The sequence below is a fragment of the Vibrio minamisatsumaniensis genome (assembly GCF_050337445.1).
Lineage (GTDB): Bacteria > Pseudomonadota > Gammaproteobacteria > Enterobacterales > Vibrionaceae > Vibrio > Vibrio artabrorum.
Genome location: NZ_JAKJSY010000096.1, coordinates 1 through 12,936 on the forward strand (window position 1 = coordinate 1; position 12,936 = coordinate 12,936).

Here is a 12,936-nt window from a genome sequence, read left to right on the forward strand (position 1 = left end):
AGACGATGCTCATAACCCTAAAAGGATGAGCAATTTGGTGGCGTATTCTGCCTTAGGTCCCATACGCTGGCAAAAGAAAAAGCAGTATGGAAAACGGAATGTCTCAGAGAATGCGATGCACCGTTACAAAACAATTATAGGCCCCAAATTACACAGTAGAGACTTTAACAATCAACAACAGGAAATGATGCTAGGCGCATCAATATTGAATAGATTTACCCAGCTTGGTATGCCCGAGAGCTACCGAGTCGCCTGATGGCATCAAAAGACAGAGTGGGTTGAGTACGGAAACAAAGCCGTTTCACGCCACACGGTGACATCATGCTTTAACTCTGGGTTTTCCAATGCGACGCGTTGCTTTACAGCTTGCCACTCATCCAGCGACAAAGAAGCGGACACCGGGTGCTTTCGATACAGCCACTGAGCCATCTCTTTCTCAACCTTCATGATCACAGGCCAGTTGTCGTACAGGGTATCATCCAAGTCAAAAGTCATCGCTTTAATGACTTTCAACCCTCGATAAATTCGCATAGTAAACCTTAATCTAATCTTTGCTCTTCTTACGCGCTCTTGGGTGAGCTTGATCGTAAGCTTGTGCTAAATGTTGGAAGTCTAAGTGAGTATAAATTTGGGTGGTCGAGATATTTTCATGGCCAAGCAACTCTTGCACAGCACGAAGGTTTTGGCTTGACTCCAGCACGTGTGTAGCAAAGGAGTGACGCAGTTTATGTGGGCTAATATGACTGGCAACGGCCTGCTTCTTACCCCACTCTTCCATACGCTTCTGAACACTGCGATGAGAAATACGGGTCCCGAGTTTAGAGACAAATAATGCGGTCTCACCCGGCGAAGCCAATTCACCGCGTACTTTTAACCATTTATCGACCCACTCTTTGGCTAATCCTGAAAACGGGGCTTTGCGTTCTTTATCGCCCTTACCAATCACTCGGATTTCGCCCTGCCGAGCCAACACATCTTTCAAATTGATACCGACCAGCTCGGCTAATCGTAACCCCGCACCATACATCACTTCCATCATCGCTCGATCACGAATTGACAGTGGATCGTCCTCATTCACATCGAGCAGTTGACCCACCTCGTCCACGTCGAGGTTTTTAGGCAAAGGGCGTTGTTTGCGAGGTGCTGAGACCCCTTTGGCTGGATTAGCGGTCATTTCGCCACGCAACACCAGGAAATCAAAGAAGCTGCGCAATGAAGATAAGCGCGTTGCAATGCTGCTCGCCTTCATTCCCTCACGCATGCCTTTACTGGCAAGTTGTCTGACCCACGCCGCATCAACTTGTCCCCAGTCTTTCACCCCTAACGTAACTAAATGACCGGCCATGGTTTCAAGTTGTTGTTTGTAATTACGTTGGGTGTGTAGGCTGAGTCCCTTCTCACTTCTCAGATATTCATAGAAGCGAGAAAGTGGCGTTTGAAGACTGTTAGGAAGAGGTATTTTGGGCTCTAGGCTCATTATTTATCTGCCAAGGTAAGGTGTCCGCCAGATGCGCAACAACAAGCGCTAAATGACGTAAAAAGAGCGTATCCATATGGGGTTGAAAATGCCCGCCATCTTCACTAGAGAAGGCGAGTAAACCCAATGGAGACGGCTTAGCAAGCGGTAACACTACATAAGAGCCTAGCTCTGGAACTGGGTAATCACCAAACAAATCGTATCTATCGGCTTTTCTCAAGCGCCCAAGATAAGCATCTTTGCCATTGAAATGGTTAAGCGAAAACTTAGAGTAACCCTCAGCACTCAACTGATAAAAGCCAGATTGCGAAAGAATTCGAACATGAGCCTTAAGCCCAAGATCTAACGCTTTTTGTTCAACCGCTTTTATCACCTGCATGAAGTCACTGCATTTCAGCACTTGCGCTTGCAGATCCATAAACTCATAGAAGGTTTTATCGTTATTTGCTGCCAACGACATCAAGCCCGTGATCTCTTCTTCAAGCTCTTCGATTCGATGACGCTGGCGTTTCAGCTGCACCTCAACCAAAGATACAGCGCCCTGCTCAACGTTGTTGATTACAAGGCGATCGACCAAATCTTTTCGGTCTTGGAAAAAATCAGGGTGATCACGTAAATATTCCGCGACCACTTCTGCGGTAAGTGTATCGGCTTCAACGTAAGACAAAACCTATCCTTTATTTTTATGACTCTATTTATTATGGCGCGTTATTAGCAAGAGAGTTGACCATCAAACACATGCGTTGCAGGGCCTGTCATAAACAGAGGTTTACCTGGCCCTTGCCAACTAATCTGTAAATCACCACCCGGTAAACGAACCTTCACATTCTCAGCCAGTAAGCCTTGAGTAATGCCAACGGCAACTGCGCCACACGCACCGCTGCCACAGGCCTGAGTTTCACCCGCACCGCGCTCGTAAACACGCAGGCGAACTTCTTCACGGTTAATGACCTGCATAAAGCCAGCATTAACACGCTCAGGGAAGCGTTCGTGTGATTCAAGTAGTGGGCCTAAGGCCTCTACATCCGCCGTGTCGACGTCATCGACCACGGTCACCACATGTGGGTTACCCATGCTTACCGCACCACAGAACAAGGTGTGTACATCCGTTCTTAGAATATACGTCTTCTCTGGCTGCTTCGCCTTAAATGGAATCTTGCTTGGTTCGAACTCAGGAATGCCCATGTTCACCGTGATCAGATCATTCTCTTCAATCTTGAGCACCATTTTACCTTTTTTGGTGCTGACATTGATGCTGTACTTATTCGTTAAGCCTTTCATGCGAACAAATCGTGCAAAACAACGAGCACCATTCCCACACTGCTCCACTTCACTGCCATCGGCATTGAATATGCGGTAATGGAAGTCCGTTTCTGGATCATAGGGAGCCTCAACCACAAGTAGCTGATCAAAGCCCACGCCAGTGTGACGATCCGCCAAACGACGGATCAAATCTGGAGAAAAGAAAATATTTTGAGTAATGCAGTCCACGACCATGAAATCATTGCCCAAACCATGCATTTTAGAAAAGTGGAAGTGCATAACGCTTAAAATTACTCCGGAATAATGTTTTCAAGTTCCCACAGACTCGTCAACTCTTCACGCTGACGAACCAAGTGAGTTTTATCGCCATCCACCATCACTTCAGCCGCACGCGAACGAGTGTTGTAGTTGGATGACATCGCGAAGCCATAAGCACCCGCAGAACGAACAGCCAGCAGATCGCCTTCTTCAAGCACAAGGTCACGATCTTTGCCTAGGAAATCCCCTGTCTCACAGATAGGACCAACCAAGTCGTACGTCACGGCTTCACCCTGACGAGGGATCACTGGCACAATATCTTGCCAAGCTTGGTAAAGTGCCGGGCGCATCAGGTCATTCATTGCCGCATCAATAATGGCAAAGTTTTTATACTCTGTTGGCTTGAGGAACTCGACTTTTGTTAATAGTACACCAGCGTTGGCTGCAATCGCTCTGCCAGGCTCGAAAATCAGCTCTAGATCAGAATGCTTGTCTAAACGAGCCAATAAGGCTTTTGCGTAGTCAGAAGGCTGTGGTGGTAATTCATCACGATAAACCACACCCAAGCCACCGCCAACATCAAGGTGTTTGATGTTGATACCGTTGGCGCGTAGCTGGTCAATCAGTGCAAGTAGGCGATCGGTGGCATCAATGAAAGGTTCGATATCCGTTAACTGAGAACCGATGTGGCAATCAATACCGTGGATAGATAAGTTATCGAGTGTTTTTGCAAATGCATAGACGGCAGGCGCACGGTCAAAAGCAATACCAAACTTGTTATCACGCAGACCCGTAGAGATATAAGGGTGAGTGTTGGCATCAACGTCTGGGTTGATACGCAGTGATATCGGCGCTTTAACACCCAGCTCACCAGCCACTTTATTCAGTCGCTCAAGCTCTGGCTCAGACTCTACGTTGAAACACTTAATGTTCAACTCAAGTGCACGCTTCATTTCAGCGGCTGTTTTGCCAACACCTGAGAACACGACCTTAGCCGGATCACCACCGGCTGCAACCACACGCTCTAACTCACCACCAGAAACAATGTCAAAACCCGATCCCAAACGCGCAAGTGTATTCAACACGCCAAGGTTCGAGTTAGCTTTAACGGCATAACACACCAAGTGTGGATGATCACCAACTGACGAATCAAACGCATTCCAGTGGCGTTCTAATGTGGCACGAGAATATACATACAGCGGGGTACCATATTGCTCTGCTAATTGTGAAAGTGCGACGTTCTCAGCCCAAAGTTGGCCATCTTCCTGATAGTTGAAGTAATCCAAAGTTCTTATCCCTTATAAATAACGATTTCTGCGTGTTTTCACTTATTGTGATGGTTCAGTCTGCTGCACAGGATCAGGATTGTACAACGGACCCGTTTGACCACAACCAGAAAGCCCGACAACGGACACCATAAACAGAGCGGTAATTAATTTTTTCATTTTGCATATCGTGATTATTAACTCAATGCCCCCTATAATCGCACCACACTCAGGAAAAGCAATAGGATAGAAAGGATGAATGAGACTGAATTTCATCAGTTGGTCGATATACAGATGCAAAACATCGAAGAAGCTATCGATGAATCAGAGGCTGATATTGATTACGAAGTGACTGGCAATGTGATGACGCTGGAATTTGAAAACCGCAGCCAAATCATTATTAACCGCCAAGAGCCCATGCGTGAGATCTGGTTAGCGTCTAAATCTGGCGGCTTCCACTTCAAACTTATCGATGATAAATGGACATGCTCTAAGACAGGTATGGAACTGTTTGAGATGGTCAAAGAAGAATGCGTGAAGCATGCTGGTGAAGAGATTAACTGGGTATAAATGTTGTTATACAAAATAAAAAGGAGTGAATTTACCACTCCTTTTTGTCCCTTTCTCGCAAAAGCCCTAGATATTGACTATCTTTGAATTTCGAGAAGACAAGGTAGCATCATTGCGGTAAGGCACAACATAAGAATGGCCTTCTTCCGGATGAACAATTTGATAATACTGAGGCAGATTGAAATTAATCAACTTAGATGACACATTCGTTTCATCTTTTACTGAGGTGTAGAAAGAGTTCACGCTTGCGATCATCACATCTTTCTCACCACTGTACTGGTGATACATCTCAACTTGATTCGATTCATCCAAAACATAAATATTGAAGCCTTTCTCCGTGTCTTCAAAGAAGAACTGGATTAAACCCTCACTTGCAAAACCATCAACCACTTCCGGTAATTGATACTCTTGCTCTTTGTCCAACATCTGTAAAGGTGAACCTTTCAGTTTGTTGGTTGAAATACTTCGGTAAAAATCAACCGAGTTTTCCAGCATCTGTACCGACACGCCGCGACGCTCGAAAAACAGACCAAACATCTTGTTCGCTAAACGGATAGCCTTAAAACGACGACGTTTTTCAGGTTCAATCGGTTTCAATCGCAAATCAATGCATTCAGCCAACAGTTGGTACACCATGTTACGCATCACGCCACGTAGATTTTTGCTGTAACAGAACACATCGACTGATTCTGGCGGTAAAGCGTCTTGGTGCATTTTACCCAAGACTGTTTTAAGGGCATCTAACATCGCGGTATCCCCCTGGAAATGAAGCGTACGTACTTCATGCCAAGAGTTACGATAAACCAGATCAACACTGCCGACTAAACTCTTGCCTTCCTCACCAAAACTGAAAATATCGGTATTCTTAAGATCTACCTTCAATTCCCGAGGGCTTAATTCAGACGTCGGATCATTTTCAAAGTTGATAAACATTGCCAACTGACTTATCTCACACGGACTCGCCAATGCTTGCATACTTGGGCGGCGCTTACGCAAAGAAAACGTATTACGCAGGTCACTGACCATTTGATAGAACTTATCGATATCAATGTGGGCATCACGAACCACAGAGTGCAAACGTGTCGATTCAGTAATCAAACCATTAAAGAACGACCAAGCAACCAATTTACTCAAGTACTCATGGTGCTCTAGAGAAGGTTGCCCCAAAATACGGTGCGCAATCAGCGGCTGTTTATACAAATACCAACCCGCTTTGTTGGACTGACTCTGACGAACTTCAATAAAGCTCAAATCAGGTTCGTGGAGATCCGGGGAAATCTGCGGATTCAGTAGCGTCACTTTGCCGGGTAAAACCTCAAACGCCGCATAAAGCTTACGCGCCAAGATACTGATATCTTGTGGGCTAATGGCTGAAGTAATATCGTTACGGCGTGCAAACTGAATCAAATTACGATAACTCAACATCAATGCATCAAGCAGTGCATGGTGCACCACTTTAACCTGCTCAACCTTCCAATTACGACGATTATCAAGTTCCGCAATGGTTTCATGCCCCCAGTTCCAAGACTTCGTCATCTCGGTTAAGGCTTCACGACGCCACAACACAGAGCCGATATCCGCTTCACGTGACAATTTCTCGTGAGTCTTAAGGTAAAAACAGCGTCTCACTAAATCCAATCGAGTATGGTCATTAATACGCTCTAAATAGCGTGTCACCTTCTCTAACATCAGATAATAACTATCCATGCCGTACAGATCAGGCTCATCAGCGAAGAATCGACGCTTAGTATCAATACTCAGCAATTGAGTATTTGGGTATTCCCATGAATAAGCTTCTAACAGGATCGCCTTCAAAACGGATTTATACGGTGAGTCGATACTCTTATAGAGTTGCCATAAGTTCGAACCAAAATACTCTTCCGCAGGAATGCGGTTCAGCTTACCGAAATCAATCCACTGCGAGCAATCAAGATAACCATCCTGACATAAGCCTTGGACATATTGGTCATAACACTCCTCCATTTCAGGAGGAATAATCTGCCACAACAACCGTTGGCCAGCTAAACGAACAGCTGAACGGTAGAACTCATCAAGCAGCAATAAATGCTGTGAGGATCCACAGTTATCACCGGTCATCTCTTCCGAGTGGTTCGAGCGGAAACGCTTTTCATCCATCAAGAAGAAGTTGGCTTCAACCCCCAAAGTTTCAGCCCAATCAGTAATAAGCAGACATTTATTTGTCAGGCTATCACGTGATGCACCATCCATATCAGAAGAAACACATACCCAAATATCGAGATCACTTGAGGTACTTTGGCCAATAGAGGAGGTGCTCCCCATGGTATAGAGACCAAGGATTGCAGGTTCAGCAGATTCGGTTAGCTTGCCACCCAGCGTCAATTCGGTATCAGAAACAAATTGCTTTTGGAATGCGTTCAGCGTGAAGCTACGAATGCCAAAAGGAACTTGTTGATCGAAATAACCGGGCATCATGGGATGATTGAAATGAAGCAGTGCAGGAATAAGATTAAAAACTCGTTGGCTTTGCACACTCATCAGCGCCAACGCACGCTCAATGCGTTGTTGATTTAGATTGTCTAATCGTTGAATCAAAGTCTGAGTGTAAGCCTTCAAGGTAAGTCCTTGGTTTGAGATAAAATGCACTTCTGTTTAGTTACTGAACGAATTTGGCAACAAAACGTGATCAATTTAACACTTTCACCCTTAATGGTAAAGCAAAGGAATCCGTCTTAATGGCCAATTCTTTAAAGACAAAAAGTTAAACTCACGGCGCCGTAGTGTCCTCTTTATTGACTATTTCTAATAATAGCCCATGTTTCAAATGAGATGCCAATCACACTATTTTGGCGATATTATAAAAATATCAAAGCGATCAAAGTATGGAATGATCAAACAGTAAGAATTTTTACCTCATAATGGTAGGATTAAGCTATTAAAGAATCTATGCCGGAAACACCATGACAAATTCAGCACCAATCCGTATCGCGACCAGAAAAAGCCCTCTTGCCCTTTGGCAGGCGTACTTTGTCAGGGATGCACTTCTAGCGGCTCACCCTGGTTTAGAGGTTGAGTTGGTTACTATGGTGACCAAAGGTGACATCATCCTAGACACCCCACTCGCAAAAGTAGGGGGGAAAGGATTGTTCGTTAAAGAGCTTGAAGTGGCCATGCTAGAAGGTCGTGCTGATCTCGCGGTTCACTCAATGAAAGATGTCCCTGTCGACTTCCCTGAAGGTCTCGGTCTGGTGACGATCTGTGAGCGTGAAGATCCTCGTGATGCTTTCGTATCAAACACTTACAACAATATTGATGAACTGCCACAAGGTGCTGTTGTGGGTACATGCAGTCTTCGACGTCAATGTCAGTTATTGGAATACCGCCCTGACTTGATCATCAAAGAACTGCGCGGCAACGTTGGGACTCGTCTCGGCAAACTCGATGACGGTCAATACGATGCGATCGTACTGGCGGCGGCTGGCCTTAAACGTCTAGAGCTAGAAGAACGTATTCGTAGTTTCATCGAACCAGAACAGTCTCTACCGGCTGTAGGTCAAGGCGCTGTTGGTATTGAGTGTCGTCTTGACGATGAACGTCTAATCAAGCTTCTTGAGCCGCTCAATCACCAAGACACAGCCGATCGAGTACTTTGTGAACGTGCAATGAACCTGACCCTAGAAGGGGGCTGCCAAGTTCCTATCGGCAGCTACTCACTATTAGATGGCGACACAATCTGGCTGCGTGCGCTTGTCGGTGAACCCGATGGTTCTAAAATGGTTCGCGGCGAGATCTCAGGTTCTCGTCAGGATGCTGAAGCGCTGGGTGTGGCTCTGGCAAATCAACTGCTGGATGACGGTGCGAGAGAGATCTTAACGAAACTCTACGCAGACCAAGAATAATCATGACTGTGTTGGTAACTCGTCCCGGTTCAGAGGGAGAATTGCTTTGCCAACAACTCGCGGATGAAGGGATTCAGGCAATCCATCATCCGCTGATTCGTATCGTGCATAATCCAGATTCAGTGGATTTAAGCCCCTTAATCAATAGCAGTGATATCATTATCGCAGTCAGTCACCATGCTGTGACCGCTGCCCAAAACATCCTTTCGAAGACTTCTTTTATTTGGCCCACTTCGGTGCTTTATCTTGGCGTTGGTCAAAAAAGTGCGCATATTTTAAGCAAAGCCTGCAAACAAAAAGTACACTACCCTCAAGTTAGTGACAGTGAACATTTGCTTAAACTGACTGAACTGAAGAACGTAGAAAATAAATCTATTTTGATACTACGTGGCAATGGTGGGCGTGAACTCATCAGAGACTCTTTACTCGACCGAGGTGCACAAGTCTCTTATTGTGAGACCTATCATAGAGAATATATTCCCATTAACGACCACAATACCTATCAAACATGGATAGACAAAAACATATCCAAAGTTGTGATCACGAGTCTGGAACAATTGGAGTATCTCTACTCAATCACCCCTGATGAGTATTTGGCTTGGCTTTCAACAAGACAACTGTTTGTCCCGAGCCAACGAATAGCAGATCGAGCACAACAACTCGGCTTCTCAAACGTGACCAATACTCAAAGTGCGACGAACCAAATATTACTGGCTGCTCTCCAGCCTTAGCTAGAAACAGGAAATAAGCATGACAAGCAAAAAAAATAACGAGCATATTGAACCTGAACAGAAACAAGACATTCAGCCAGTAGTTACTGAAAACGAAAAAACTGAATCAACAGAGACAAAACAACCAAAGCACAAACTTAATGCCTCTGCGTCAAATACCGCGCAACCTCAAGCAGAACATAAAGAGCAAATAGAGAAAGCAGAGAAGCAAGGCAAACGAGGTGTCAAACTGGGCGCGATTGCGATCGCTATTTCTGTTATTTTCAGCGGCGGTATTGCGTTTCAAATGCAGCAAAAAAGCGCTGAATATTCAAAACAAATCGCCGCTCTTCAAGCACAACTGAAAAATACCCAATTAGCAGTAAATAAAGACCTGCAAACCATCAAGCAAGAGACTATCCAAGCAGCTGCACACGCGGTGGAGAAAACTCAAGTCGTACAATCTCAACAACAGAAGAGCATTCAAAGCTTGCAGTTGGCAGTGGCTGATGTGAAAGGTCGTCGTCCAAATGATTGGTTACTGGCTGAAGCCGATTACCTCGTAAAACTCGCAGGACGTAAACTGTTCCTTGAGCATGACGCTGTCAGCGCAACCAAATTAATGGAAAGCGCCGATCAACGTATTGCAGCGCTCAATGACCCAAGCTTGGTATCACTGCGCCAATCAATGACCAACGATATTACTAAGCTTCGCACGATTCCTCTGATCGACCGTGATGGCTTAGTTCTCCGTATCACAAGCCTACAACAGCAAGTCGATACGCTACCGCTTGCCAATGCGATTCTACCTGAAGCTGCGGTAGTGGAGAAAAAGGCGGTCTCGCAAGATATTAACGACTGGCAGAATAATCTGCTGACGTCGATAAAAGACTTTTCAGAAAACTTCATCACCTTCCGTAGCCGCGATGGTGAAGCCATACCGTTACTCTCACCAGAGCAGCACTTCTACTTACGTGAAAATATCAAAGCCAAACTGGAGACCGCCATTCGTGCCGTCTACAAAGAGCAAAGTGATATCTATACTACAGCTCTACAAACGGCTAATGAGTGGTCAAAGTCATATCTAAACCAAGATAGCAACTCTGTAATTGAATTTGAGAAAACAATCAAGCAGTTGAGAGAGCAAAATATCTCCGTGAAATACCCTGTAAAACTTGAATCTCAACATGAATTGTCAGACGTAATACGCGAACGCCTACGTCGTGAAGTCACCGTTATGACCACGGAGGAAAAATAATGATTCGTTGGATTTTTCTTTTTCTCATTCTAGGTGCAGGGCTGGTAGTTGGAACTCAATTCTCAGGTCAGCAAGGCTATGTCCTGATCTCTATTGCGAATAAAACCATTGAAATGAGCGTCACAACTCTGGTTATCTTTGTGATTGCTGCTCTCGCAGCTTTATTCGGATTAGAGTACCTATTTAAAAAGCTTGTTAACGCAAGTTCAACGACTTGGAACTGGTTCAGTGTACGCAAACTTAAACGCTCTCGTCGTTATGCCAATGAAGGCATCATTAAACTTCTAGAGGGTGACTGGAAAGGCGCAGAGAAAAAGGTTACTCGCTGGGCTAACCATCACGACATGCCTCTACTGTGTTATTTGGTTGCTTCTCAAGCAGCACATGAACAAGGTAATATCAGTAAGCGCGATAAATACATCGAACTCGCGAGCCAACAAGATAATTCATTGCTTGCCGTTGAGCTCACCAAAGCGAAACAACAAATCAGTGATTCGAACTATGAAGCGGCATTCGATACACTATCAAACCTACAGCGTTCGTACCCAAATAACACCGCTGTGCTTGACTTGCTAAAAACCACTTACATACATCTTCATCTGTGGCAGCCATTATTGGAATTAACGCCTAAGCTAGCTAAAAACAAACTTCTTACAACTGATGAGCACATTGAATTAGAGCAAAAAGCACAATGCGGCTTACTTCACAATGTCGCTCAGCAACAAGGTAGCGAGGGGTTAATCAGTCATTGGAATAAGCTTTCAAGGAAGAAGAAACAAAACCCACATCTTATTTCATGTTTTGTAAAACAGCTGATCGCACGTAAAGCCGATTCAGAAGCCTTCACAGTGATTAAAGAAAACATTGCTAAGAGCGGCTCAAATGACCTCTACATGCTCCTACCCGAGCTTAATCTAACCGATCACCACCCAGTTGTGGTGATGCTAGAGCGCGCTATCAGTAAAGATGCGAGCAATGCCGAAGCACATAGCGCATTGGCTCAGTTCTACTTAAGAGAGCAGAAGTGGGCAGAAGCACAAAACCACCTTGAAAAGGCGTTGACACTTCGCTCAAATGTATCGGATTACGGGTACCTGTCTGATGCACTAGAAAAGCAGAACTTAACCAAAGCAGCTCACGAAGTTTCTCGTAAAGCGCTCGCTCTGGTTCAGTCGGCTTAAACCGATACAACGAACATGAAGCCGATGCCCTGCATCGGCTTTTTTGTATCTGCTACTTACCCCTAGATAACTTCTACCATAGCTATAAACCAAACGCCTCGAACCCTACCCATCCAATGCCACTAAACCAACTAATCATGAAATTGCTCAATCGAGCCTCTCAAACAGACGGAGAACGACTTTAATTGTATCTGTATGTCGTTTAAACAAGCCCATAGAAGAGACTCAGGGGGAGTCATAGAGAAAAAGGATAGCTTTACGCCCAAGAGTAAATGAGTCTCACCTTAAGAGAAGGCGTTTAAAGATATTTACCCGCAGACAGATGCCCACTTAATATTCAAACGATAAAAAGATTAAAACCGACCTTTACGTAACTGCTCTCTTGAGTCAATTCTTTGAAGTAGAAGGGTAGAGCAAGTGTTTTCAAACCAACAAAACCGAGTCAATAAAAGCGAGGCTTCTTTATCAACCAGCTCTGTTTACTAGGAACTACACCTCTCTGAGACACTCAGAAGGTTATTCATAGAGGCGATTACAACATCGACTAGCGTAATTAAGCCCTATTAGAAAGAACAGGGCCATTATAATAAGTGGCGAAATACCAGAGCTTGCGATCAACGAAAAACGTTTATACAAAACTCGAAGACGAATAATAAAACACATATGCCGGAAACGACGAAAGCCTAATCGTCAGACTAGGCTTTCTAATATATGCCGGAATAGCATCAAGTGCAGGGGCTCGGTGCCTTTACAACACTCATACAACCTAACAACAAAGTATGCGCCCCATAATCCCACGGGGCGTTTTAATTTCAGTGTGAGACGTTCCAAGGCAGAAGAGAGTTAATATCAGGCTCTGGCTTTGCCAGTTCTTTCATACATTTGACCATGTAATCGTAGAGTATCAGTCCGTTCGCTTTCGCCGTCTCGATGATGCTATACAGCAAAGCACTCGCATCAGCACCAAGCGGATTCGTCGAGAATAACCAATTTTTTCTGCCAATGACCAGCGATTTGATTGCGCGCTCTGCTCGGTTGTTGTCGATAGATAAATGCCCATCTTCAACATAGCGTAT

At 44.8% G+C, this 12,936-nt stretch carries 12 protein-coding genes and 2 pseudogenes; 6 read left to right on the plus strand and 8 right to left on the minus strand.

The window, feature by feature from the left end; all coding sequences use genetic code 11:
• A pseudogene (locus L4B77_RS17495) lies at window positions 1-256 on the plus strand (IS5 family transposase); the annotation flags it as partial.
• A gap of 35 nt (window positions 257-291) precedes the next feature.
• On the opposite strand, the pseudogene L4B77_RS17500 reads toward L4B77_RS17495, so the two are convergent.
• The 6 genes and pseudogenes from L4B77_RS17500 to lptM all read right to left on the minus strand — a co-directional run.
• Window positions 292-531: pseudogene (locus L4B77_RS17500) on the minus strand (2-haloalkanoic acid dehalogenase); the annotation flags it as partial.
• A 13-nt stretch (window positions 532-544) separates the two neighbouring features.
• Window positions 545-1,477 carry a tyrosine recombinase XerC gene (gene xerC, locus L4B77_RS17505; RefSeq protein WP_261838399.1) on the minus strand — a complete coding sequence of 311 codons (933 nt, stop codon included), beginning with the start codon at window positions 1,475-1,477 and terminating at the stop codon, window positions 545-547.
• Window positions 1,446-2,144, minus strand: a complete 699-nt coding sequence (locus tag L4B77_RS17510) for a DUF484 family protein (RefSeq protein ID WP_429751990.1) — start codon at window positions 2,142-2,144, stop codon at window positions 1,446-1,448. Before L4B77_RS17510 ends, xerC begins: the two co-directional genes overlap by 32 nt.
• Before the next feature lie 44 nt (window positions 2,145-2,188).
• Entirely contained in the window at window positions 2,189-3,019 is an 831-nt protein-coding gene (dapF, locus tag L4B77_RS17515) for a diaminopimelate epimerase (protein ID WP_429751992.1), read from the minus strand.
• An 11-nt stretch (window positions 3,020-3,030) separates the two neighbouring features.
• On the minus strand, window positions 3,031-4,284 hold the full coding sequence (lysA, locus tag L4B77_RS17520) for a diaminopimelate decarboxylase (RefSeq protein WP_429751994.1): 1,254 nt from the start codon (window positions 4,282-4,284) through the stop codon (window positions 3,031-3,033).
• A 42-nt stretch (window positions 4,285-4,326) separates the two neighbouring features.
• On the minus strand, window positions 4,327-4,443 hold the full coding sequence (lptM, locus tag L4B77_RS17525; RefSeq protein WP_408059468.1) for an LPS translocon maturation chaperone LptM: 117 nt from the start codon (window positions 4,441-4,443) through the stop codon (window positions 4,327-4,329).
• Window positions 4,444-4,518: 75 nt separating this feature from the next.
• On the opposite strand from lptM, the gene cyaY reads away from it, so the two are divergent.
• Window positions 4,519-4,833 (plus strand): iron donor protein CyaY, encoded by a 315-nt coding sequence (gene cyaY / locus L4B77_RS17530; RefSeq protein ID WP_372039972.1) that lies wholly within the window; start codon window positions 4,519-4,521, stop codon window positions 4,831-4,833.
• Window positions 4,834-4,899: 66 nt separating this feature from the next.
• Here cyaY and L4B77_RS17535 read toward each other — a convergent pair whose 3' ends face one another.
• Window positions 4,900-7,428 carry a class I adenylate cyclase gene (locus tag L4B77_RS17535; protein ID WP_261838405.1) on the minus strand — a complete coding sequence of 843 codons (2,529 nt, stop codon included), beginning with the start codon at window positions 7,426-7,428 and terminating at the stop codon, window positions 4,900-4,902.
• A gap of 344 nt (window positions 7,429-7,772) precedes the next feature.
• Between L4B77_RS17535 and hemC the strand changes: the two genes are divergently transcribed.
• From hemC to L4B77_RS17555, 4 genes are read left to right on the plus strand one after another with little or no spacing between them, the layout of a single operon-like run.
• Complete coding sequence (hemC, locus tag L4B77_RS17540; protein WP_372039974.1) at window positions 7,773-8,711, plus strand: hydroxymethylbilane synthase; 939 nt, start codon at window positions 7,773-7,775, stop codon at window positions 8,709-8,711.
• Between the two features lie 2 nt (window positions 8,712-8,713).
• Window positions 8,714-9,442 (plus strand): uroporphyrinogen-III synthase, encoded by a 729-nt coding sequence (locus L4B77_RS17545; RefSeq protein ID WP_261838407.1) that lies wholly within the window; start codon window positions 8,714-8,716, stop codon window positions 9,440-9,442.
• A gap of 19 nt (window positions 9,443-9,461) precedes the next feature.
• On the plus strand, window positions 9,462-10,679 hold the full coding sequence (locus L4B77_RS17550; protein WP_429751997.1) for a uroporphyrinogen-III C-methyltransferase: 1,218 nt from the start codon (window positions 9,462-9,464) through the stop codon (window positions 10,677-10,679).
• Window positions 10,679-11,860, plus strand: a complete 1,182-nt coding sequence (locus tag L4B77_RS17555; protein ID WP_429751999.1) for a heme biosynthesis protein HemY — start codon at window positions 10,679-10,681, stop codon at window positions 11,858-11,860. The genes L4B77_RS17550 and L4B77_RS17555 overlap by 1 nt, the downstream gene beginning before the upstream one ends.
• An 812-nt stretch (window positions 11,861-12,672) precedes the next feature.
• On the opposite strand, the gene L4B77_RS17560 is transcribed toward L4B77_RS17555, so the two are convergent.
• Window positions 12,673-12,936 (minus strand): IS66 family transposase (locus L4B77_RS17560; RefSeq protein ID WP_429752001.1); only part of this gene is annotated, 264 nt, incomplete at its 5' end.